The sequence below is a fragment of the Klebsiella sp. JN_Kp127 genome (assembly GCF_040062505.1).
GTDB lineage: Bacteria > Pseudomonadota > Gammaproteobacteria > Enterobacterales > Enterobacteriaceae > Klebsiella > Klebsiella quasipneumoniae.
In genome coordinates, this window is sequence record NZ_JBEAHS010000049.1 from 14,982 (window position 1) to 37,976 (window position 22,995).

18 protein-coding genes and 1 pseudogene are annotated in these 22,995 nt (G+C 59.2%); 12 read left to right on the forward strand and 7 right to left on the reverse strand.

What is annotated here, in order from left to right; genetic code table 11:
- Positions 1-10: 10 nt before the first annotated feature.
- Positions 11-1,678 (reverse strand): ABC transporter substrate-binding protein, encoded by a 1,668-nt coding sequence (locus ABLV04_RS18600; RefSeq protein WP_023288739.1) that lies wholly within the window; start codon positions 1,676-1,678, stop codon positions 11-13.
- Positions 1,679-2,004: 326 nt separating this feature from the next.
- On the opposite strand from ABLV04_RS18600, the gene ABLV04_RS18605 reads away from it, so the two are divergent.
- On the forward strand, positions 2,005-3,120 hold the full coding sequence (locus ABLV04_RS18605) for a YbdK family carboxylate-amine ligase (protein WP_048296974.1): 1,116 nt from the start codon (positions 2,005-2,007) through the stop codon (positions 3,118-3,120).
- A gap of 47 nt (positions 3,121-3,167) precedes the next feature.
- Positions 3,168-3,887, forward strand: a complete 720-nt coding sequence (locus tag ABLV04_RS18610; protein ID WP_065882582.1) for a phosphodiester glycosidase family protein — start codon at positions 3,168-3,170, stop codon at positions 3,885-3,887.
- A gap of 243 nt (positions 3,888-4,130) precedes the next feature.
- Here the strand turns inward: ABLV04_RS18610 and ABLV04_RS18615 are convergent, their stop codons facing one another.
- From ABLV04_RS18615 to ABLV04_RS18625, 3 genes are read right to left on the reverse strand one after another with little or no spacing between them, the layout of a single operon-like run.
- Entirely contained in the window at positions 4,131-7,223 is a 3,093-nt protein-coding gene (locus ABLV04_RS18615; protein ID WP_147733673.1) for an efflux RND transporter permease subunit, read from the reverse strand.
- Positions 7,224-7,236: 13 nt separating this feature from the next.
- Entirely contained in the window at positions 7,237-8,316 is a 1,080-nt protein-coding gene (locus ABLV04_RS18620; protein WP_147733672.1) for an efflux RND transporter periplasmic adaptor subunit, read from the reverse strand.
- A gap of 52 nt (positions 8,317-8,368) precedes the next feature.
- Positions 8,369-11,092: a cation-transporting P-type ATPase gene (locus tag ABLV04_RS18625; RefSeq protein WP_187142935.1), complete on the reverse strand. Its 2,724-nt coding sequence runs from the start codon at positions 11,090-11,092 to the stop codon at positions 8,369-8,371.
- Positions 11,093-11,593: 501 nt separating this feature from the next.
- On the opposite strand from ABLV04_RS18625, the pseudogene ABLV04_RS18630 reads away from it, so the two are divergent.
- Positions 11,594-11,842 (forward strand): annotated as a pseudogene (locus ABLV04_RS18630) (DUF1158 domain-containing protein).
- A gap of 17 nt (positions 11,843-11,859) precedes the next feature.
- Here the strand turns inward: ABLV04_RS18630 and ABLV04_RS18635 are convergent.
- Positions 11,860-12,201 carry a RamA family antibiotic efflux transcriptional regulator gene (locus ABLV04_RS18635; protein WP_004202492.1) on the reverse strand — a complete coding sequence of 114 codons (342 nt, stop codon included), beginning with the start codon at positions 12,199-12,201 and terminating at the stop codon, positions 11,860-11,862.
- A 30-nt stretch (positions 12,202-12,231) separates the two neighbouring features.
- Entirely contained in the window at positions 12,232-13,347 is a 1,116-nt protein-coding gene (locus ABLV04_RS18640) for an MBL fold metallo-hydrolase (protein WP_165453652.1), read from the reverse strand.
- 179 nt (positions 13,348-13,526) lie between these two features.
- Between ABLV04_RS18640 and ABLV04_RS18645 the strand changes: the two genes are divergently transcribed.
- From ABLV04_RS18645 to ABLV04_RS18685, 9 genes are all read left to right on the forward strand, one after another.
- On the forward strand, positions 13,527-14,111 hold the full coding sequence (locus ABLV04_RS18645; protein WP_023288732.1) for a TetR/AcrR family transcriptional regulator: 585 nt from the start codon (positions 13,527-13,529) through the stop codon (positions 14,109-14,111).
- Positions 14,108-14,476, forward strand: a complete 369-nt coding sequence (locus tag ABLV04_RS18650) for an MmcQ/YjbR family DNA-binding protein (RefSeq protein ID WP_004202487.1) — start codon at positions 14,108-14,110, stop codon at positions 14,474-14,476. Before ABLV04_RS18645 ends, ABLV04_RS18650 begins: the two co-directional genes overlap by 4 nt.
- A gap of 119 nt (positions 14,477-14,595) precedes the next feature.
- Positions 14,596-15,249: an oxygen-insensitive NAD(P)H nitroreductase gene (nfsB, locus tag ABLV04_RS18655; RefSeq protein ID WP_023288731.1), complete on the forward strand. Its 654-nt coding sequence runs from the start codon at positions 14,596-14,598 to the stop codon at positions 15,247-15,249.
- A gap of 248 nt (positions 15,250-15,497) precedes the next feature.
- Complete coding sequence (locus ABLV04_RS18660; protein WP_004099989.1) at positions 15,498-15,932, forward strand: PTS sugar transporter subunit IIA; 435 nt, start codon at positions 15,498-15,500, stop codon at positions 15,930-15,932.
- The gene (locus ABLV04_RS18665) at positions 15,925-16,395 is read left to right on the forward strand and encodes a PTS sugar transporter subunit IIB (RefSeq protein ID WP_023288730.1); all 471 of its coding nucleotides are present in this window, start codon (positions 15,925-15,927) and stop codon (positions 16,393-16,395) included. The genes ABLV04_RS18660 and ABLV04_RS18665 overlap by 8 nt, the downstream gene beginning before the upstream one ends.
- A gap of 14 nt (positions 16,396-16,409) precedes the next feature.
- Positions 16,410-17,153 (forward strand): PTS mannose/fructose/sorbose/N-acetylgalactosamine transporter subunit IIC, encoded by a 744-nt coding sequence (locus tag ABLV04_RS18670; protein ID WP_004183295.1) that lies wholly within the window; start codon positions 16,410-16,412, stop codon positions 17,151-17,153.
- Positions 17,154-17,155: 2 nt separating this feature from the next.
- A complete protein-coding gene (locus tag ABLV04_RS18675; RefSeq protein WP_004099982.1) occupies positions 17,156-18,010 on the forward strand; it encodes a PTS system mannose/fructose/sorbose family transporter subunit IID in 855 nt (284 codons plus the stop codon).
- Between the two features lie 17 nt (positions 18,011-18,027).
- A complete protein-coding gene (locus ABLV04_RS18680) occupies positions 18,028-19,089 on the forward strand; it encodes an SIS domain-containing protein (protein ID WP_044521474.1) in 1,062 nt (353 codons plus the stop codon).
- 64 nt (positions 19,090-19,153) lie between these two features.
- Positions 19,154-20,140: an SIS domain-containing protein gene (locus ABLV04_RS18685; RefSeq protein ID WP_004202478.1), complete on the forward strand. Its 987-nt coding sequence runs from the start codon at positions 19,154-19,156 to the stop codon at positions 20,138-20,140.
- A gap of 52 nt (positions 20,141-20,192) precedes the next feature.
- Here ABLV04_RS18685 and ABLV04_RS18690 read toward each other — a convergent pair whose 3' ends face one another.
- Positions 20,193-22,922, reverse strand: a complete 2,730-nt coding sequence (locus tag ABLV04_RS18690; protein WP_262963038.1) for a sigma-54-dependent transcriptional regulator — start codon at positions 22,920-22,922, stop codon at positions 20,193-20,195.
- Positions 22,923-22,995: the final 73 nt, after the last annotated feature.

Here is a 22,995-nt window from a genome sequence, read left to right on the forward strand (position 1 = left end):
CCTTTCGCGATTACTCTTTTTTGCTCACCAGACTGAGGTCGATAAACCAGCTCTGCGGTTGCACCACCCCGGTCACCGCGGGCGAAATCGCGCGCGGCCCGACGTCGTGGGCGACAAACAGGAACGGCACCTGATCCACCAGCGCGGCGTGCAGCTCGCCGGCGGCTTTATTCATCGCTTCCGGGGTAAAGGCGTGCTTGACGGCGGCGGCCAGTTTTTCCGTCTCCGGGGTGGAGAAGTAGCCCCAGTTGGTCGCCACCGGCGGAAACGCTTTGGCGGTGGAGAAGCGGATCAGGCCAAAATAGGGATCGTTGACCGCGGCGCTGACGTTGATCGCGTCGATCCCTTTTGCCGAGGGATCCCGGGCGCCCAGACGCCAGTTGGTGAACAGGGTGTTCCATTCCACCACTTTGATATCCACATTGAAGAAGCAGCTCTTCAGGCTCTGCTGGATATACTCGTTCATCGGCAAGGGCTGCATCTGCCCGGAGCCGGAAGCCGAGGTCGCCACCGTGACGTGCAGCGGCTTGCCGGCGCTGTATCCGGCCTCGGTCATCAGCTGACGGGCGGCGTCCGGGTCATATTTGATCTGGAAGGTGGGTTTGCCATGCCACGGGCTGTCGGCCTCGTAGACCCCGGTGGCCTCGGTCATATAGCCGCCGAGGTAGCTCTTCAGCTCGGCGCGGTTCAGACACAGGTTGGCCGCTTTGCGCACCCGAATGTCCTGCCACGGGGATCCTTTTTCAAAGGAGAACTGCCAGGGCCACAGGTGCGGCTGGGTGTTGGCGTAGAGGTGAAAACCCTGAGACTTGATCTGATCGATGGCGTCTGGCGCCGGGGCTTCAATCCAGTCCACCTGCTTCGACAGCAGCGCCGCGGTGCGGGCGTTAGCCTCCGGCAAGGGGATCAGCACCACCTTATCCACCCGGGGAATGCGATCTTTATTCCAGTAGTCGGGGTTTTTCGCGAGGATCAGCTGCTGACGCGGCACCAGCTTCTCCAGTTTGAACGGGCCGCTGCCCACCGCATGGGCGGCGAAGGCGGTCCACGCCTGTTTGCTGCGCGCGGCGCTATCGCCCGCGCTGGCCGGCACCGCGTCATACTGCTTCTGCCACGCCGTGGGCGAGACAATAAACAGGTTGGTGATGTTGTACGGCAGCAGCGCGTCCGGTTCCGAGGTGGTCAGCGCCACGGTGTGATCGTCAATTTTCTCCGCGCCGGCGAGGGTCGGCATCCGCGACAGGGTGTTGCCGATCTGACCCGGGGCGTACTGTGGCGCTGCTTTATTGAGCACCTTATCCACGTTCCAGACGATGGCGTCGGCGTTCACCTCGCTCCCATCATGAAATTTCACCCCCGGACGCAGGGTGAAAATCCAGCGGCGGGTGTTCTGCGGATCGATGTGCCACTCGGTCGCCAGCCCCGGCACCAGACCGCTGGGCTTTTCCCCTTGCGACAGATCCCACTCCACCAGCGCGTCGTACAGCGGGATGCCGGTAAAGCGGTTGCCCTCATAGCCCTGATCCGGCTGGCCGAGGGTCAACGGAATATCCGCGGCGGTCATGGCGATCCGCAGCGTGGAGGCGTTGGCAGGTAAGGCGGCGCCCGCCAGGGCCAGTGCGCCGCTCACCGCCACGGCGAGACGACCGGCACGCGAAAATAACGTCGTTTTGTGCATCACATGATCCCTGTTAAATAAAGTGTCACTGATTAACAGGCAAAATGCGTACCAGCTCTGGTGCGGGCGGAAATAGGCCGAAACCGACCGATAAAATAAGAAGGACTTATATTATCACCATGATAATTATGGGAAAATAATTCAACCTTATTCTGCCGCACCGCCAGCGGGAAATATGTTGCAGAATTGCACCAGTCGCTATATCGCAAAATATAAATAATCACGTCGCGTCACTTTTTTATGCTTCCCCCTCCCCCGCCGCGGCGTATTCTCCGCCGGGAACAATCCCTTCTATACTTCAGAGAACACATCGACCGGGAGAGACTATGCCTTTAGCCGATTTTCACCGCTCCGATCCGTTTACCCTCGGTATCGAACTGGAGCTGCAGGTGGTGAACCCGCCGGGTTACGACCTCAGCCAGGATGCCTCGACTCTGATTGCCGACGTCCAGCATGAACTGACCGTGGGAGAAGCCAAGCACGATATCACCGAGAGCATGCTGGAGATCGCCACCGGGGTGTGTCGCGACATCAGCCATGCGCAAGCCCAGCTCAGCGCCATCCAGCAGGCGGTCCAGCGCGCGGCGCTGCATCATCATCTGCAGATCTGCGGCGGCGGTTCGCACCCTTTTCATGCCTGGCAGCGCCAGCAGATCAGCGACAATCCGCGCTATGTCAAAACCGTCGAGCATTTTGGCTATCTGGCGCAGCAGGCGACGGTCTTTGGCCAGCATGTGCACGTCGGCTGCCAGAGCGGCGACGACGCCATCTATCTGCTGCACGGCCTGTCGCGCTTTGTACCGCATTTCATCGCCCTTAACGCCGCCTCGCCGTGGTTCGACAGCACCGACAGCCGCTTCGCCTGTTCGCGCCTCAACCGCTTCTCCTCTTATCCCGACAACGGCCCGATGCCGTGGGTGGCCGACTGGCAGGGGTTTCGTCGCCTGTTCCGCCAGCTGAGCTACACCAGCATGATCGACAGCATGAAGGATCTGCACTGGGATATTCGCCCCAGCCCGCAGTTTGGGACCGTCGAGGTGCGGGTGATGGACACCCCCCTGACCCTTGCCCAGGCGATCCACATCGCCGGCTTTATTCAGACCCTGGCCTGCTGGCTGTTGACGGAGCGTCCTTTTAAGCACCAGCCTGACGATTATCTGCTGTACCCTTTTAACCGCTATCAGGCCTGTCGCTACGGGCTGGACGGGACTCTCACCGATGTGCGCGGCGGGGAGCAGCGCAGCATCCGCCAGGAGATCCTGCAGCTCGCCGACCGGCTGGCTCCTTTCGCCCATCAGTTGAAGGCGACGGCGGCGCTGGAGGCGGTGGTTCGCCAGGCGAAATCGCCGCACAGCGAGGCGCAGCAGATGCGCGAGTTTATCGCCAACGGCGGTTCGCTTTCCGGGCTGGTGCAAAAACACTGTGAGATTTGGGCGGCATAAGGCAGCGAGGCGGGTATACTCGGCGCAGACCATAGAAAGGACCGCCCATGTTATTACGCTGCCTGCTCCCCCTGGCGCTGCTGCCCCTGGCCACCCTCGCCAGCGCCGCCTGTACCCTCACCGACCCGACGCTGACCCTGCAGAGCTATCGGGTGGATGCGCAGAAAGAGCGCATTGCGATGTACTGGCAGGATCGGCACGGCAAAGCCTGGGGTTCCCTGCGTTCGCTGCTGGCGGGTATCGATGGCGATGGCCGGGTGCAGATGGCGATGAACGGCGGCATTTACGATAAGGCCTACGCGCCGCTGGGGCTGTATATCGAAGACGGCAAGCGCCTGACGCCGGTAAACCGCTCCGCCGGCGGCGGGAACTTCTTTATCCGCCCCGGCGGCGTATTCCTGGTGGAGAACGGCCGGGCGAAAATCGTGCCGCTGCCGGCGTTTAAACGCTCTCCCGCCATCCGCTATGCGGTGCAGTCCGGCCCGATGCTGATTGAAAATGGCGCTATCAACTGGCGGCTGAAGCCCTCCGCCAGCTCCCGCAAACTGCGCAACGGCGTTGGCATCGATAAGCAGGGCCGGGTGGTGTTTATGCTCAGCGATCGGGAAACCAACTTCTATGATTTTGCCTGCTATGCGCAGTCAAAGCTTGGGGTGCGGCAGATGCTTTATCTCGACGGCACCCTGTCGAAGATGTACCGCAAAGGCGGCAGCGTGCCGTGGCAGTATCATCCGTTCGTGACCATGATAACGGTGGAGAGGAAATAGCGGGCGCGTTTGGGGGCGGCCATTCCAGCCAGGAGAGTGAATAAATTAACGACAGGCCGGGCAAGGGATTGCCGCCGTGCCCGATGTCCTTGCCCGGTGGCGCTGCGCTTACCGGGCCTACAAAGTCTGCTCGCTATGGTATGGCCCCTGAAAACTACGGGCTTGCAGCGGGGCCGATTCCCCCTGACCCCGGCTCTCCCCCAGAGGAGAGGGGAGAGCCCGGTAGTCGTTGTGGCGCCGCGCTTACCCCCGCCGATGCGCCCACTCGCGCATACGCTGAAACAGCACATACAGCGAAGGAATAAACAGGATGCCAACCATCGTCGCCACCAGCATCCCGCTGAACACCGTGGTGCCGATGATCCGCCGGCTCTGCGCCCCGGCGCCGGTGGCGAGCATCATCGGCATGATGCCGATAATAAACGACACCGCGGTCATCATCACCGCGCGGAAGCGGCGGGTGGCGCCCTCGCGCGCGGCGTCGACTATCGACATCCCCTCCTCGCGCCGGCTGCGGGCGAACTCAACGATCAGAATCGCATTCTTCGCCGCCAGGGCGATCAGCAGCACCAGCCCTATCTGGACATACACATCGTTGGCATAGCCCGCCGTCCACAGCCAGACCAGCGCTCCGCCGATGGCGAACAGCACCGAGAGCATGACGCTCGCCGGCAGCGTCCAGCTTTCATACTGCGCCACCAGGAACAGCCACGCCATCGCCACTGCCGCCAGCACGATCCACACCGCCTGATTGCCGGTCTGCTGCTCCTGCCAGGAGATCCCGCTCCAGGCGTAGTCATACCCCGGCGGCAGATGGGCCTGCAAAATCTGCTCCATGGCCGCCATCGCCGTGCGGCTGCTGACCCCCTCGGCCGCTGAACCGCTCACCGACACGGACGGGAACTGGTTGTACTGCTGAATAAACGGCGCCCCCACCGTCGGCGTAATGGTGACCAGATTGCTCAACCGCACCCGCTCGCCGTCGCGGCTGCGGACGTACAGCTCGCTAATCTGCTCAGCCCGCTCGCGCCACTGCATCTCATTTTGCATCACCACATGATAGACACGGTTGTTAAGACTGAAATCGCCGGCGCGCGTGCCTCCGAACGCCGTCTGCAGGCTGCTGAAGATCTGCGCCACCGGCACATCCAGCAGCGCCGCCCGATCGCGGTCGACCGTCAGGGTCAGCTGCGGCACGTTGCTGCTCCAGGTGGTAAATACCCGGCTCAGCTGCGGATGCTGGTTCGCCAGCTGAAGGATCTCCCGCGTCACCTGTTCCAGCTCTGCCGACGACTGACCGGCCTGCGCCAGAATGCGCAGATCAAACCCCGAGGCATTGCCCAGGCCCGGCAGGGTCGGCGGCGCGAAGGTCATGATCGTCGCCTCCGGCAGCGACAGCAGCTGGCGCTGAATATCCGCCATCACCGTATCCAGCGGCGGCCGCTGATGCCAGTCCTTGAGCATCACCGAGATAAACCCGCCGTTAGCGGCGCTGGTGCCGTTGAGAATGTTAAAGCCGGACACCTGAATCACATCCTCCACCGCCGGGTTAGCCGTCAGCAGCTTGCGCGCCTGGGCCATCACCGCTTCGGTGCGCTCCAGCGACGCCGCCTCCGGCAGCTGCACACTGGCAAACAGGTAGCCCTGATCTTCCTGCGGCAGGAAGCCTTTCGGCATTGAGGTGAAGCTGAACGCCACCAGCGCGCCCGCCGCCACCGTCGCCGCCAGCGCCAGCCACGGGCGGCGGTTCATCCACCCCACCAGCCGGCCATAGCCGTCGCGGGTGCCGTCGAGAAGACGGTTAAACGCCCGCCACACTGCCGCCGGCCGGGCGGGTCGCGGGCGCAGCAGCAGCGCGCAGAGGGCCGGGGTCAGGGTTAACGCCACCAGGCTCGACAGGGCCACCGCGGTGGAGAGCGTCACGGCAAACTGCCGATACAGCTCGCCGACGATCCCCGGGAGCAGCGCCACCGGCACAAACACCGCCAACAGCACCAGGGTCGTGGCGATCACCGGCCCGGCGATCTGCCGCAGCGCCTGGGCGGTGGCCTGCAGGCGATCCAGTCCTTCCGCCATTTTGGTTTCGACATTCTCCACCACCACAATGGCGTCATCCACCACCATCGTCAGGGCAAGAATAATCGCGAACAGGCTGAGGGTGTTGGCGCTGTAGCCCAGCAGATAGAGCACCGCAAAGGTGCCGATCAGTGACACCGGGATCGCCAGGGCCACGATCAGCGTCGCCCGCCAGCTCTGCAGGAACAGCGACACCACCACCACCACCGCCAGCAGGGTCAGCGCCAGCGAAACGCCGATCTCTTTGATCGTCGCCGCCACAAAGCGGGTGGTATCGAACTTCACCTCCCAGGTGAGATCCGCCGGAAAGCGAGTGTGCAGGCGGTTAAGCTCCGCGCGCACCGCGCTGGCGACCTGCAGGGCGTTGGCGGTAGGCGTCGGATAGATCCCCAGATAGGCCGACGCTTTACCGTTCAGCTGCGCGCCGGAGCTGTAGCTGCGGGCGCCCAGCTCGATGGTCGCCACGTCGGCGAGGCGCACCAGCTGCCCCTGCGCGCCGCGGCGGAGGATAATCTCGCCAAAGCTGGCCGCCTCGTTCAGACGCCCCAGTCCGTTGATGGTCAGCGTCTGCTGCTGGCCGTTGAACACCGGCGGGGTGCCCACCTGCCCCGCCGCCCCCTGCACATTCTGCTCGCGCAGCGCCTGGGCAACGTCATCCGTGGTGATGTTGAGGGCGTTCATGCGGTCCGGGCGCAGCCAGATGCGCATGCTGTAATCCCGGGCGCCAAACATCTGCACCTCGCCGACGCCGGGCAGGCGGGCCAGCGCCTCGCGCACCTGGGTGCTGGCGTAATTGCTGACAAACAGCGGCGACAGCGTGCCCAGCGGCGAGTAAAGGCTTACCCCCATCAGCAGGTTGCTGGCGCGCTTGCGCACCTGGACGCCATTCTGCTGCACTTCCGCCGGAAGCTGCGCCAGCGCCTGCGCCACCCGGTTTTGCACGTCGATCGCCGCCAGATCGGCATCGGTGCCTGCCGCGAAGGTGATACTCAGGCGGTACGTCCCCTCGTCCGAGCTGGTGGACTCCATATACAGCATATGATCGACGCCGTTGAGCTGGGTCTCCAGCGGGGCGGCGATGGCCTCCGCCACGTCTGACGCGCTGGCGCCCGGCCAGCTGGCGGTGACGTTCACCACCGGGGGCGTGATCGCCGGGTATTGCTCCACCGGGATCAGCTTCAGCGATACCGCGCCGACAAAGGTCAGCAGCAGCGCGATCACCATCGCAAATCGCGGACGACGGATAAAAAAGGTCAGCATCCCCTCTCCTTAGCTAGTTCAGCACCTGCACCGCGGCGCCTTCGCGCAGCCGCTGCGCGCCGTCAGTGATCACCTGCTCGCCCGCCTGCAGCCCTTTCTCGACCGCAAACTGCTGCCCCTGTTGCCCCGCAAGGGTCAGACGACGCTGCCCGGCGGTGTGGTCCGACTTCAGCACCCAGCTGAAAAAGCCCTGCGGATCCTGCTGCACGGCGGCAGCCGGGATCATCACCCGCGACGACAGCGCTTGCGGACGGAACAGGATCGTCACGCTGCCGCCCGGCAGCAGACGGTGCTGCGGATTGGCAAACTCCGCCCGCACCGCCACGCTGCCGGTGCGGGCGTCGATCCGGTTATCGATGGAGGTCAACACGCCGTCGCGCCGTTTGCCATCCACGTCAATTTGCGCCAGCCATGCCTGCTTCAGGGCGTGGATGTCGGCATGCTGGCCGGTTTTGCTGAAAAACGCGGCTTCGTCGAGGGCAAACGACACCCGTACCGGATCGAGCTGCACGATGTCCGCCAGCACCCCGCTGGACGGGTTGACCAGCGTCCCGACGTGAAAGGCGCTGTGGCCCACCCGCCCGGTCACCGGCGCCGCAATCCGGGTATAACCGAGCACAATCTGCTGAGCCTCGACGCGGGCTTTCGCCTGCTGCACAGCGGCGGCGGCGACGTCGCGCTGCATCCGGGCCGTGTCGAGGTCGTTGCGGCTGATGGAGTGGTTGTTGATGAGCCGCTCATAGCGAGTGAGCAGCTGCTGCGACTGGCGTAGCGAGGCTTCGGCGCTTTTCAGCTCGGCCTGCGCCAGGGCCAGCGCCGCGCGGGGCTGCGCGTCGTCGAGGGTAAACAGCAGGTCGCCCTCGGTCACATACTGCCCGTCCTGGAAGTGGCGCTGAACAATCACCCCTTCGGTGCGCGCGCGAATGTCGACGGCGCGGATCGCCTCGACCCGCCCGGGGATGGCGCGTTCTTCAGCGTGAGGAGCCCGTTCTACCGTGGCGACGCGGACCGGCACCGCCGGCGCGGCGGTCGCCGTCAGGGCGCTGCCGCCCAGGACGCAGGCCAGCAGCGCAAAGCGAAAGGTGTTAATCATAGAGGATCCTTGCGAAAGTAACGCGCGCCTGCAGCCAGGCGCGCGAGATCGATCAGGCCGTTTTGCGGAACCGGCGCGTCAGACGCTTCTCGACTTCCACCACCAGGAACATGGCGATGCCGATGACCAGGGTGACAAACCAGTAGCGCAGCGGCAGCGCTTCCGTGCCAAACATGCTCTGCATCAGCGGGACATAGATAATCACCAGCTGCATCAGCAGCAGGACACCGGTCACCAGCCAGATGCCTTTATTGCGCAGCAGGCCCATGCTCAGGGAGAAGCTGTCGCTGCTGCGGCAGTTGATCATGTAGACCCACTGCGCCGTCACCAGCATCTGCAGCAGCACGGTGCGGATAAACTCCGGACTGTGGCCGCGCGGCGCCAGCCAGGCCTCAAGGATAAAGGCGGCAATCGCAATCATCGACCCGACGAAAGCCACCCGCCACACGGCGAAACCATCCATCACGTGCTGGCCGGTTTTACGCGGCGGGCGGTTCATCACGTTGCGCTCCGCGGCCTCAAAGGCCAGGCCGAAGGAGAGCGTCGCCGACGTCGCCATGTTCATCCACAGGATCAGCACCGGGGTCAACGGAATCATGTTCCCCGCCAGCAGGGCGATGATGATCAGCAGCCCCTGCGCCAGGTTGGTCGGCATGATGAAGAGGATGGTCTTCTTCAGGTTGTCATAGACCCGACGGCCCTCTTTCACCGAGCTGGCGATGGTGGCGAAGTTATCATCGGTCAGCACCATGTCAGCCGCCTCTTTGGTGACTTCGGTGCCTTTGATGCCCATGGCGATACCCACGTCGGCCTGGCGCAGCGCCGGCGCGTCGTTGACGCCGTCGCCGGTCATGCCGACCACTTCGCCGTTATCCTGCAGGGCTTTCACCAGGCGCAGCTTATGCTCCGGGCTGGTGCGGGCAAAGATGTCGTACTCCACCGCCGCCTTCGCCAGCGCCACATCGTCCATGTGCTCCAGCTGGTAGCCGGTCATGGCCTGGCTGCTGTTGGTGATCCCCAGCATCTGGCCGATGCTCATCGCCGTCTGCGGGTGGTCGCCGGTGATCATCTTCACGCGGATGCCGGCGGTCTGGCAGGCGTGGATAGCGTCAATCGCTTCCGGACGCGGGGGATCCATCATCCCGGCGATGCCGAGGAAAATCAGTCCCTCCTGCAGGTCCTCATGGTTCAGCGTGGTGGCATCAACGCTGGCCGGTTTACAGGCCGCCGCCACCATGCGCAGCCCCTGACGGGCGAAGCGCGCCATCTCCTCTTCCCAGTACTGCGCCTCGAAGGGCACCGCGCCCTGGCGGGTCATCTGCTCGCGGCACATGGCGAAGATGACGTCCGGCGCACCGGTGATCAGCACCCGGGCGTCGCCATCGATGTGCTGCAGCGTGGACATATATTTGTACTGCGAGTCAAAGGGGATCTTGGCCACCAGACGGGCCTCCACCGCCGGGAGCTGCGCTTTCGCCGCCAGCACCTTCAGCGCCCCTTCGGTTGGCCCGCCGGTGATCCCCCACAGGCCGCGCTCATCCTGGGTAAGCTGGCTGTCGTTGCACAGGTCGATGGTGCGCAGCCAGGTCTCCAGCACGGTACCCGGCTGAACCTGCACGGGCTCATCGCTCCCCTCAAGGAAGATCCGCCCCTGCGGCTCATAGCTGTCGCCTTCCACCCGGTAGCAGCAGTCGGCGGTGATGATCGCCTTGACGGTCATTTCGTTCATCGTCAGGGTGCCGGTTTTATCCGAGCAGACCACGGTCATGGCGCCGAGGGTTTCCACGGTCGGCAGCTTACGGATAATCGCCCGCTTGCGCGCCATCGTCTGCACGCCGAGCGACAGAATAATCGAGATGATCGCCGGCAGCCCCTCCGGTACCGCAGCCACCGCCAGGCTAATCAGCGACAGCAGCAGTTCGCCCATCGGGATGTCCCGCAACGCGAGGCTGAAAATAAACAGCGCCACCATCATGGCGAGGATAATGACGAAAATCGCTTTGCCGAGCTTATCCATCTGCACCAGCAGCGGGGTGCGGTGCTTCTCAATGCCCGCCATCATCTGGTTGATATGGCCGAGTTCGGTCTGCGCGCCGGTGGCGGTCACCACGCCGACGCCGCCGCCGGCGCTGACGGTGGTCCCGGAGAAGACCATGTTCACCCGGTCGCCCAGCGGCAGGTCGCCCTCCAGCGCGTCGGTGATTTTATCCACCACCGTCGACTCGCCGGTGAGGATCGCCTCTTCCACCCGCAGGTTGTGCGTTTCAATCAGCCGCATGTCCGCCGGCACGCGGTCGCCGGCGCGCAGGATAACGATATCCCCCGGAACCAGGTCGCGCGTCGGGATAGTCTCATGTTTGCCGTTACGCTGGACGCGGGCATCGCTGGAGAGCATGTTGCGGATCCCCTGCAGGGATTTTTCGGCGTTGCTCTCCTGGATATGGCCGATCAGGGCGTTAATCACCGTCACGCCAAGGATCACCAGGGTATCGACCCAGTGACCCATGATGGCGGTGAGCGCCGCGGCGGCCAGCAGCACATAAATCAGTACGTCGTTAAAGTGGGCGAGAAAGCGCAGCCAGGCCGGTTTTCCCTTCTTTTCCGGCAGCGCGTTCGGCCCGCAGGTATTCAGGCGCTCGGCGGCGTCTGCGGAACTTAACCCAGCGGCCTGGCTTTTGGTCTGCGCCAGCACTGCGTCAACGGTCTGCTGCCAGACCTGCCGTGGCGCGGTGTCGCCCGAGGGCGTCGTAAACTTTGGGTTATTCATCTTGGTCAAATTACATTTTCCTTATAAATTCCGTGAGTCGGAAAGCCTGAAATCATTCCTGGCCAATGCAATAAAAGGTGGCGAAAAAGCCGATAAAAATGTGAACCATTACAAGCCTAAATTTTTCGCAAAATAAAAAATATGTGGTAAGTTAATTCCACAAACCAACTATTACAGAATATTAATAAACCAAAACTAAACGAGGTCAAATATGTTTGGAATCTACCGCGGACGCCGTCTGGCGCTGTACATCCTGCTGGCCATCATCGCTGCCACGCTGGTGGGGTATAGCACTTATAGTTTTGTAAAAGCGCTGGCATAATAATGACGTTAATTTACAAGTAACGGGATTTAATTTAATTACAAATTATTTCAGATTAATTAACATGCGAAGACAACGCAGGCAATAATATTAAAAAGAGGCGCATTAAGGCGAGTAAAATACAAAGCATATTGCGTTAGGTGTTATTTTGCCGGACAATATGTTTTTTAACTGATGATTAACATGACATGAAACATCCGCTGGAAACGCTCCTCTCCGCCGCCGGGATCTTACTGCTGGCCCTGCTCTCCTGTCTGCTGTTGCCCGCGCCGTCGCTGGGCCTGACGCTGGCGCAAAAGCTGGTTGAGACATTCCATATGATGGATCTCAACCAGCTTTAAACCGTGCTGTTTTGTCTGTGGTTCCTGGCGCTGGGCGCCATTGAGTATCTGGTGCTGCGCTGGGTGTGGCGTCGCTGGTTTTCCCTCGAACGCTAAATCAGGAAGGGCGCGCCTCAGTGGGCGCGGCTGTGGTTCTCTTTACGGTAGGCGCCCGGCGGCAGATTGAAGGTCCGGGTGAAGACGCGGGTAAAGGTCTGTTGTGAATCGAAGCCATACTTCAGGCAGATATCGTAGACCCGCTGATCGGTGTCGCGCAGATCGCGGGCGGCCAGCAGCAGCTTCCTTTCGCGTATATAGCGCCCCAGGCTCTCCCCTTTATACTGTAAAAACAGCCGTTGCAGATGCCATTTCGAATACCCGGCATGGCGAGCGATATCATCAATACGCAGCGGTTGATGCAGGTTGTCATCAATCCACTCGACGATAGTGTCAATCACCTGAGCGGAAATCGTCATATGCTCTCTCCTCTGATGCTGCACTGGCGCTTAGCGCCACCAGGCGTTAAATGATTGCGTCTTATCGGCGACCCACACCGGCTCGCCCTGCACAGGCGTCAGCAGACGCCAGGCCCTTCCTTCGCTGGCAGCCGCCAGCCGTTGATACGGTTCATCCCAGCTGTGTTTCGCCAAAACGAATCGTCCTGCATGCCCAGGCAGCACCGCGCGAGCGCGCAGGTCGTCAGCAGCCTGAGCCGTTTCATCCGGCATCATGTGGATATATTTCCAGTCCTGGTCATACTGTCCGTTCTCCATGATCGCCAGATCGATCGGACCGAACTCATCGCCTATCGCTTTAAAGTGCGGCCCATACCCGCTGTCGCCGCTGTAATAAATCTTTTGCTGCGGGGTAACGAACAGAAAACTGGCCCACAGCGTCTGGTTGCGCTTCAGCCCACGGCCGGAAAAGTGCCGCGCCGGCAGGACGTGGACGCTGAGCTCATCGCTAACCGGAATCGCCTGCTGCCAGTCCGCTTCGGTAATCAGCGCCCCGTCCATTCCCCAGTAGCGCAGGTGCGACCCAACCCCCAGCGGCGTAATGACCCGCTTAATTTTCGGCAGCAGAGCGCGGATGGTGGCGTAATCCAGATGGTCGTAGTGATCGTGGGAGACGATCAGCAGATCGATCGCCGGCATCCCTTCCGCTCGCCACGGATAATCGCCGGGGAAGGCTTTATTGATAAAGGAGAACGGCGCCGCGTAATCGCTGAACACCGGGTCGATCAGGATGCGTTTTCCCGCCAGCTGCAGATACCAGGAAGAGTGGCCGAGCCAGACCATTACGTCCTGCCCGAGGGGCAGCGTCGCCAGATCGGTTTTCACCAGCGGCAGCGGCTGCGCGGGACGGGCGTTTTCCCGTTTGGTCATCAAAAAATCCCACCACGCCGCCAGCATATTTTTCTGCCCGGTGAATCCCGGCGTGGGCAGTTGGTTATGGAACTGGCCGTCCCGGTAGTGGGGAGACGCTTCCACCTGGCTAAGCTGTGCCCCCTGCGGCGCCTTACCAAAACCGGCATTGAGGACAAACGGCAATGTCGTTGCTGCTGCGAGTAACATGATGGCGACCACGCTGAAAGTGACACGGTTCATATCCTGACCAGACAAAAGCCCCCATCCCGGAGGCTTTATGATATAACTTGATTATGAGTGAGTACGCACTCATTATTAGGAATGTGATGAAAGTCGTCAAGACGATTTTCAATTTTTGCGTTCCGCCGTTGCAGCGACCTGGTCAGACGTGCAAAGATCGGCGGTTTGTTTAAACCTGCGTGAGGAAAAATGTAGTGGCTCGTCCAAAGAGTGAAGATAAAAAGCAAGCGTTACTGGAAGCTGCCGCCGCGGCTTTCGCCCAGTCCGGCATCGCCGCCTCGACGTCGGCCATCGCCCGCAGCGCCGGGGTTGCCGAGGGGACGCTGTTTCGCTATTTCGCCACCAAGGATGAGTTGCTCAACGAACTGTACCTCGCCATTAAGCTGCGCCTGGTGCGGATGATGATCGCCGGGCTGGATCCGGACGAAAAGCGCCCGAAAGAGAACGCGCGCAATATCTGGAACAGCTATATCGACTGGGGCGTGCGCAACCCGATGGAGCACAAGGCGATCCGCCGGATGGCGCTCAGCGAGCGCATCACGGACGAAACCCGCCGCCAGGTGAAAGAGAGTTTTCCGGAGCTCAACGAAATGTGCCAGCTGTCGGTGAAAGAGATATTCCTCAGCGAAGCGTATCGCGCCTTTGGCGATGCCCTGTTTCTGTCGCTGGCGGAAACCACTATCGAATTCGCCAGCCACGATCCGCAGCGCGCCCGGGAGATTATCGCCCTCGGTTTTGAAGCCATGTGGAACGCCCTGCATGAGGCGGACGCCAAATGACGCCGGAAACGCTGCACCCCTGCGCCCACCGTATCGCCCTGACCTACCCGTTTACCGAGCACTGCTGGCCCTTTGGGCCGGAGTACGACGTGTTTAAGGTCGACGGCCGCATCTTTATGATCACCATGACCATTCGCGGCCGGGCGCTGGTCAACCTCAAGGCCGAGCCGCAGAAGTCGCTGCTCAATCAGGAAATTTATCGCAGTATCGAACCGGGCTACCATATGAACAAGAAACACTGGATCACGGTGGTGCCGGGGGACGATATCAGCGAGGATCTGCTGGCCGAGCTGATTGACGACTCATGGCATCAGGTGGTGAACAAGCTGAGCAAAAAGGCCCAGCAGCGCCTGCGTCCGCGCTGATTTTCAGCCAAACGCGATAAGTGTTATCGCATTTTTCACCCTTATCATTTGGCGATCTTCGCTGTACTCTTCCTCTCCTGAACGCACCGGTAAGGTGCTGTAAACTGTGAGGAAGAGTTATGGATATCGTATCGGTCGCTTTGAAGCGCTATTCCACCAAGGCCTTTGACGCCACGAAAAAGCTGACTGCCGGGGAAGCGGAACAGCTGAAAACGCTGCTGCAGTACAGCCCGTCTAGCACCAACTCCCAGCCGTGGCACTTTATCGTCGCCAGCACCGATGAAGGGAAAGCCCGCGTGGCGAAAGCCGCCAGCGGTACCTACGTGTTCAACGAACGTAAAATTCTCGACGCCTCGCACGTGGTGGTGTTCTGCGCGAAAACCGCGATGGACGACGCTTGGCTGCAGCGCGTCGTGGATCAGGAAGAGGCCGATGGCCGTTTCGCCACCCCGGACGCAAAAGCCGCTAACCACAAGGGTCGCACTTTCTTTGCCGATATGCACCGCAAAGAGCTGAAGGATGACGATCAGTGGATGGCGAAGCAGGTGTATCTCAACGTCGGCAATTTCCTGCTGGGCGTAGCGGCGATGGGTCTCGACGCCGTGCCGATTGAAGGGGTTGATTTTGCGATCCTCGATGAGGAATTTGACCTGAAAGCCCAGGGCTACACCAGCCTGGTGGTGGTCCCGGTCGGCCATCATAGCGTTGAAGACTTTAACGCCTCCCTGCCGAAGTCGCGTCTGCCGCAGTCGACGACGATTACCGAGATTTAATTCCCTTCTGCCGGGAACGCCCGGGCCATGGCGCAGCAGCGTCTCGCCCGGGACTTTCTTCCCCCACTCTTTCCCCTTCTTTTTCTGCCGTTTGTGCCAGGTTTCTGGCGCTAATAAGCCCGCTTGTGCCAGGAATAACGCCTTTAGTGTGAACCAGCCGCTTTAATTAATTGATAAATAATATTTTTTATTTCTGGCACGCCCTTTGCTCTTAACAGATACCGCTATCTGGATGAAGGAGAAACCGGGTGAAACATATCTATGTGGCCAGCCACGGCCATTTTGCTCGCGGACTGGTGAACAGTTTGTCGCTGCTGATTGGCGACGAACATGGCGTTATCCCGGTCTGCGCCTATGACGAAGATATCGTGACCACCGAACAGCTGGAGCAAACCCTGGAGCATCTCATCGTCCAGGCGAATGGTGATGAAGTGGTGATCTTTACCGACCTGCTTGGCGGCAGTATCAACAATAGCGCCGTGAGCGTCTTGATGCGTCATCGTAACGTTTTCGTGGTCGCCGGCATCAATCTGACTCTGCTGCTGGAGTTTCTGCTGTGCGAAGAAGCCACTACCGAGGCCGCGATTGTCTACGCCACCAGCGCGGCGCGTGAATCCATTGTTTTCATCAACCCTCTACTAACACAACCATCCTCTGACCCACAGGGAGAATCTCATGATTAAACTCGTGCGCATTGATTATCGGCTGCTGCACGGCCAGGTGGTTTTTGCCTGGACCCGAGCGCTGGATATCGATCATATCATCGTCGCTAACGCCAAAGCCGCGGCGGATGCCTTCATTACGATGTCGCTTAACCTGGCCAAGCCGGCGGGCGTCACGCTGGACATCGCCACCGTTGAACAGGCGGCGGAAAAGCTTAACGGCGGCAAGTTGGATCATAAAAAAGTCATGGTGGTCCTTGGCAATACTGCTGAAACCCTCGCGCTGGTAGAAAAAGTCCCGGGAATTAGCGCAATTAATTACGGCGGTCTGCCACAGAAGGAAGGGGCAAGGCAATTCGGCAAGGCCATCTATCTGACCGAAGAGGAAATCGCCCATAGCAGAGCGCTAAAAGAAAAAGGCATTCGGCTGGAGATGCGTCAGGTACCCGCCCACTCGGCTGAACTCCTTAACGACCAACTTTAACTTCGGAGGTCACTATGTTGCTCACCGCAACGTTACTCGGACTGATTGCCGCCCTGGGGATCCTCGATGGCCGCCTGCTTGGGGTATCGATGATCGACCGGCCGCTGGTGATGTGCGCCCTCACCGGTCTGGTCTGCGGCAATCTGCATGAGGGGATTCTGATTGGCGCTACGCTGGAGCTTATTTTCCTCGGCAACGTCGCCATCGGCGCCGCGCACCCGCCAGATATCGTGACCGGCTCCGTACTGGCGACCGCGTTTTCGATCATGTCCGGCCGCGGTCCGGAGGCTGCGCTCACCATCGCCATTCCTGTTTCAATGCTGGCGCAGACGCTGGGCATCCTGGTGCGCGTGGTGAACGCCCGCTTCGGTCATCTGGCGGATCGCTATGCGGCACAGGGCAATACCCGAATGGTCGGCCTGATGCACCTCGCCGGTCCGACGCTACTCTATTTTTTAAACGGATTTCTACCGGTTTTTTTCGCCATCCTGCTTGGCTCTTCGGCGGTAAGCTGGTTCCTGGAGGCGATTCCGCCGGTGATCACCAACGGATTGATCGTCGCCAGTAAGATCCTGCCGGCGCTCGGCTTCGCCCTGCTGATCAGCATGATGCTCAGCAGCAAACTGATGCCGTACCTCGGTCTGGGATTTCTGATAGCGGCATATACCAAACTGGATATCATCGCCATCGCGCTATTCGCCGTGGTGTTGGCTTTTATCATCAGCCAGTTTCTTAATCTTAAGCAGCAGGAGAGCTAATCATGAGTGAAATGACGCAGACCCTGTCAGGCGCCGCCCAGCCGCAAAGCGATGACGCAAGCCGGGTCACCGCTCGGGATTTACGCAGCGTGTTCTGGCGCTCCTTTACGCTGCAGGGCTCGTGGAACTACGAGCGCCAGCAGCATATGGGCTACGCCTTCGCAATGTCGCCGGCCCTGAAGCGTATCTATCAGGACCCGACGGAACTGGGGCGCGCCCTGCAGCGCCATCTGGTGCTGTTTAACACCACGCCGCACCTCTCCACCTTTATCTTCGGCTTGTCGATCGCTATGGAAGAGGAGAATCAGCGCAATCCGGAATTTAATGAAGAATCAATAAACGCGATTAAAACCAGCCTGATGGGGCCGCTGGCGGGTATCGGTGACTCCATATTCTGGGGGTCATTGAAGGTGATTGCCGCCGGGATGGGGATTTATTTCGCCCAGCAGGGCAGCCTCCTGGGACCGATAATGGCGTTGTTAGTTTATAACCTACCGCATCTGTTGTGCCGCTGGTATGGGCTGAAGCTCGGCTATCGGGCTGGCACCACCTGGCTGATGCGGATTTACCAAAGCGGACTCATGGATCGGGTCACCTATATCGCGTCAATCGTTGGCCTGATGGTCGTCGGCGCGATGACCGCCAGTATGATAGATATCACCACCCCGCTCAGCTTCACTGCCGGGCAGACGACCATGAAGGCGCAGGAGTTTATCGACAAAATACTTCCTTCTCTGCTGCCTCTGCTTTTCACCCTTGGGATGTACAAGCTGATCCGTAAGGGAGTCAACATCAACTGGATCCTGTTAGGCACCATCGCGTTTGGCATGGCGGCCAGCGCGTTAGGCCTGCTTTAAAAAGAGGAATATTACCCATGCACGTAGAAGACTATATGAATGAAACCCCCGCTCGCCTGCTCGCTATGCTAACGCAGACGCGGGAAGATCTCTGGCAAGCGGCGAAAGCGCTGGCGGATCGCGGGATCTCTCGAATCATCCTGACCGGTTCCGGTACGTCTTACCACGGCGCGCTGACCGCGCGGTCGTTTATGCAGCAGTGGTGCGGCATCCCGGTCGATGTGTACTGGCCCTTCCTGCTGGACGAGACGGCTCTATCCCTCAGCGACAAAGCGCTGGTCATCGGCATTTCTCAGGGAGGCGGTAGCCTCTCTACTCTCGCCGCAATGGAGCGCGCCCGGGCAGCCGGGCACCTTACCGCTTCCATGGCCGGGGAAGCACCAGCTGCCATCGACCAGGCGGCAGATTTGATCCTGACGGTCCCCTGTGGAGAAGAGCGCGCCGGCGCCAAAACCAAAGGGTATCACTGCACCATACTCAACCTGATACTGCTTGCGCTTGCCGTCGCCAGTCGCCAGCAGCGCCTGAGCGATGAGGAGCGCAAGGCGCTACTCGTCCGCATGGAGAGGACGTTCAATCATTTGCCGACGCTCATTGAGGCCTCGCAGGCGTGGGTTCTCAATCACGCCCGGCCGCTTATCGACAGCGCGGACATTCGCCTGACCGGTCCGGCAGGGCTGTTTGGCACCGTTCAGGAAGGTGCGCTAAAGATGCTTGAAACGCTACGCTGTCCGGTTGCCGGTTACGAATTTGAGGAGTTCATCCACGGGATCTATAACGCCTTCGACGAACGCTCTACCCTGATCATGCTCGATCCGTTTCCCGATGAGCGTCAGGATCGCCTGGCGGAAATACTTGGCGGCTGGACCCAGCATATTTATCGCATTGGTCCACAAGTCGAAAATAACGGCAAAAATATGCCCTTCGCATTTATTAACGATCCCGACTTTGCGATCTTTGAATATATTATTCCGTTACAAATGGTTTGTGCCCGACTGCCGCCAGTGAAGGGCATCGATCCCGCAATACCGAAGGATCCGCAGTTCCACCAGAAAATGAAAAGTAAACAACCCAATTAATTGACGCATAGTAAAAGTTATCCGCTATTCAGCGGAGGACCCGTTACATCCCAAGGAGACCAATATGTCTATAGCTCATAAAAACGCACATACTATTATTCGCGATATTTTATCTAAGCAGCACATTGAGCGGGTATGGTTTGTCGGCTGCGGTGGTTCATTAACCGGTTTCTGGCCGGGGAAATATTTTCTCGATTGTGAAGCGAAAAAGCTGGCCGTCGGCTATGTGACCAGTAATGAATTTGTCCACGCGACGCCGAACGCGTTAGGTAAAAACAGCGTAGTGATCCTAGCCTCGCAGCAGGGCAACACCGCTGAAACGGTGGAAGCCGCCCGCATCGCGCGTCAGAAAGGCGCCGCCACTATTGGACTGGTATATACCCCCGGCACGCCGCTGTGCGAACACAGCGATTACACTATTGAATACTGCTGGGCGCGCTATCCCGAAACCGTCGATCCGACGCAGCAAAAAGCGGCATACAGCCTGTGGCTGGCGCTGGAAGTGCTTGCGCAAACTGAGGGATACGCCCATTACGATGAGATGGTCAGCGCCTTTGCCAGTTTTGAATCCGTGGTACGCGGCGCTCAGCAGCAGGTGCAAGCGGATGCGCGCCATTTTGCCGAAGCCTGGAAGAGCGAAAAGGTCATCTACATGATGGGCAGCGGCCCCTCATTCGGCGCCGCGCATCAGGAATCCATCTGTATTCTGCTGGAGATGCAGTGGATTAACTCCGCCAGCATCCACAGCGGCGAGTATTTCCACGGCCCCTTTGAGATTACCGAAGCGGGAACGCCGTTTATTTTATTAAAAAGCAGCGGCCGCACCCGCCCGCTGGATGACCGCGCGATCCGCTTTATCGAACGTTACCAGGGAAAACTGCAGATTATTGACGTGGAAAAGGTGGGAATCGACACACTGCACGCCAGCGTGCGCGAATATTTCTGCGGCCTGCTGCACAACTGCGTACTGGATGTTTACAACCTGGCGCTGGCCACCGCCCGCAACCACCCGCTGACCACCCGCCGCTATATGTGGAAAGTCGAATATTGATTCGCTAACCGCCTGCCAGCCCCGGCGTAATTCTCCGGGGCTGCGTTGAGGATTACCAGCTAAAACCTTCAATACGTAATTCAAAAATATCGTGAATATAGCCAATTTCCGCTACCGGCAGCGCCACGTTATAGAGTATTTTCAGGCGCTGGAACGAGTGATTGACCATGGCAATAAATTCGCCATGCTGGCGGGTAAATTGCTCAAGATCTTTATAATGGCTAATTTCATTACGCATTACCAGACGCTCAATCATACAGCTGAGATGCACATATAAACTGATAATTAAGTTATTATTAAAATGAAAACCAAGCGTATTTTGCCACTCAGCGATAATGGTTTCGATATGACCCATGGTTTTTCCGGCATTCAGTATCGTCAGAGAGTTGACAACGTTATGCAGCGAAAACTCACGAACCATATTTTTATTAATCAGCGCAATTTGCTTTTCATTAAGATAGCCGCTTAAGAGCTGACTCAGATGTCGATGCCCCTGCTCGCCAAGTAGTTCCTCAATGCCAACCCAGGGCACTCCGGCCAGCTGCGGGTCGTGGGTACCCACGACCGCAATAACTTCATACTGGTGGAGCAACGATACCGCCGTACGACTGTTTTTTAAGCGCGTATACTCGCAGGCGATGATGTTAATATCAAAATCGTTGAGCAGGCTCTTCTCCATCAGATTTTTAAATTTAAATGCGGTACCGATACCTGTAATACAGGTCACCAGCAGCGCACGCTCTTTTTTTTCTGCGGGCCAGAACACATCCCAACGCGACTGATTAAGCGGCACGATCTCTTCGGCGATTTGTTCGATGTTTTTTTCCAGCGCGATCTCGCTGGCAACATTCAGCGCCATGCGGGTCGTGACGTTATCCACCACCACCAGCGGGCCGTTAATCACCGACAAAAGCGCATCGGCAATCTCCTTTGTGTAGCCCATATCAATAAGCACCATCACACCCGCACGCGTGTCCGTATGCTGGAGATAATCAACCACGGCGCGACTGACGTCGCTGAACGCCACCTCCATCGGCATATCCATGGCCTGGTAGATCTTCTCGCCAATCAGGCGGTTGGCAACGCCGGCAATGCTGCTGGCGGTCGAATAACCGTGGGCGATTATCAGCGCTTTCACTTTTCCGCCGCTGGTCGCATCGATAGCATTACTGACAATGGCGGTAATCGCCAGACGGTCAAGCGTATCGATGAGCAGATCGTATTTGTTATTGACGACATCCAGTAGTTTCCCCGCGATACGCTGCGCCAGCCCCGCTGAGGACTCCAGCCAGCGCTGCATCACCAGACGCGCGGGCTCGGCAACGCTGCGCGGCGCCAGAGGAAGGCTGGTCAGGTAGCGGCCAGTAAGATAGGCGAATTCGGCATTCAGCTGGAGATCGTAATTGGCGGCGATCGCCTTGCCCACATCCTCAATAAAGCGCAGCCGCTTGTCCTGAAGAGAGACCGCGCTCTCCTGATTCATCAACGCATCGAGATAGAGCGTCACGTTTTGATAAATGAGCTTTTCAAAGGTCCGCACGCTAATATTATCCTGAGCCAACTCCTCGCACAGGCTACAAATATTTTCCGTTAGCCGTTGGTATTCATGGTGACGACCAGAAAAAAGAGGCTGCGCATCGCCATCGCGGTAAATCATCACCCGCTCGCTATTTTGCTGAAGGGAAAAAGGCGCATCCGCCAGTAATCGGTCGGGCAGCAAACCCGCTTTTATGTGTAAAAGACCGTTATCACGTTCGCCGAATGTCCAGGCGCTGGCGCAAATATTGCGAATCAAATTTTCCAGCCCACCGACATTTCCTTCAAGCGTTTCACGCATTAGCTGGCTGACGATTTCGCCATCCAGCGCAAGATCGTGGTTCAAACGCTGGGCTTCACGGCGGAAAAAGTGGTGGATAAACGCCAGCCGCTCGAATTGGCCGCGTTCAGCGATCGGCAGAATTTTTACAATCACCGGAATACGGCGAATAAAGGTCGCCAGGAAGTGTTTTTCCAGATCCTCGGTTGAAGCAAAAATTAGCCGCACCGTCGCGCTGCGCTCGTCGGTGCTCTCCCCCAGCCGGCGCCAGCTACCGTTATCCATAAAATGAAACAGCTTTTCCTGACCTTCGGGCGGCAGCCGATGAACCTCATCGATAAACAACACCCCGCCGTTGCTGGTCTCGATAAGACCAGGAACGGCTTTATCGGCGCCGGTAAAGGCCCCCTTCGCATGACCAAATAACTTCGAGGTCAGTAGTTCTGGATTATTCGCGTACTCGGCGCAGTTAAATACGGTAAAAGGCGCATCGGCAGGTAAAATACCTTCATCTATTGCGTAGTGCCAGAGCTGGCGAGCTAGAAAACTTTTCCCGGTGCCGGTGGGACCGCGCAGCAGAAGCGGCAGACCTGCGCCAGGGTAGCTGATGGCAGCCTTGCACTGGCGCAATGCTTCCTGCAGGCTGCCCTGCGCGCCAATCAGCTGCGCCAGACTATCCTGACGCTCCGCGCACAGCGCCTGAATGGAGGCGTATTCGCCGTGCCGAACCGCCAGCCGGTGATGATCGCGCAGAACGGTAACGGGTAAAAACAGCACCGGGCGACCGTTCACTTTGACCACCCGCTGCTCGCGATGAAGATTATTCAGATGATGGCTGATGATGCTGCGTTTTTGCTTCAAGCTATCGGCGATGGCCATAGCGTTAAACTCGCCCAGCGCTTCCGCCGTCAGCGCTCGCCCGGCGATCCGTTGTTCTAGCTGGCGAAAAATCGACTCCTTGTTCATCTCGCTCCCCTGTCAAAAGCGTAAAATTCGCTTATACGACAATTCGCGCAGGACGTCGCTGCCGCCAGCCACA

Bases quoted from the DNA above. Each gene is read 5' to 3' on its own strand.
- ABLV04_RS18600 (WP_023288739.1), bottom strand. From the start codon at position 1,678: ATGCACAAAACGACGTTATTTTCGCGTGCCGGTCGTCTCGCCGTGGCG.
- ABLV04_RS18605 (WP_048296974.1), top strand. From the start codon at position 2,005: ATGCCTTTAGCCGATTTTCACCGCTCCGATCCGTTTACCCTCGGTATC.
- ABLV04_RS18610 (WP_065882582.1), top strand. From the start codon at position 3,168: ATGTTATTACGCTGCCTGCTCCCCCTGGCGCTGCTGCCCCTGGCCACC.
- ABLV04_RS18615 (WP_147733673.1), bottom strand. From the start codon at position 7,223: ATGCTGACCTTTTTTATCCGTCGTCCGCGATTTGCGATGGTGATCGCG.
- ABLV04_RS18620 (WP_147733672.1), bottom strand. From the start codon at position 8,316: ATGATTAACACCTTTCGCTTTGCGCTGCTGGCCTGCGTCCTGGGCGGC.
- ABLV04_RS18635 (WP_004202492.1), bottom strand. From the start codon at position 12,201: ATGACGATTTCCGCTCAGGTGATTGACACTATCGTCGAGTGGATTGAT.
- ABLV04_RS18650 (WP_004202487.1), top strand. From the start codon at position 14,108: ATGACGCCGGAAACGCTGCACCCCTGCGCCCACCGTATCGCCCTGACC.
- nfsB (WP_023288731.1), top strand. From the start codon at position 14,596: ATGGATATCGTATCGGTCGCTTTGAAGCGCTATTCCACCAAGGCCTTT.
- ABLV04_RS18665 (WP_023288730.1), top strand. From the start codon at position 15,925: ATGATTAAACTCGTGCGCATTGATTATCGGCTGCTGCACGGCCAGGTG.
- ABLV04_RS18670 (WP_004183295.1), top strand. From the start codon at position 16,410: ATGTTGCTCACCGCAACGTTACTCGGACTGATTGCCGCCCTGGGGATC.
- ABLV04_RS18675 (WP_004099982.1), top strand. From the start codon at position 17,156: ATGAGTGAAATGACGCAGACCCTGTCAGGCGCCGCCCAGCCGCAAAGC.
- ABLV04_RS18680 (WP_044521474.1), top strand. From the start codon at position 18,028: ATGCACGTAGAAGACTATATGAATGAAACCCCCGCTCGCCTGCTCGCT.
- ABLV04_RS18685 (WP_004202478.1), top strand. From the start codon at position 19,154: ATGTCTATAGCTCATAAAAACGCACATACTATTATTCGCGATATTTTA.
- ABLV04_RS18690 (WP_262963038.1), bottom strand. From the start codon at position 22,922: ATGAACAAGGAGTCGATTTTTCGCCAGCTAGAACAACGGATCGCCGGG.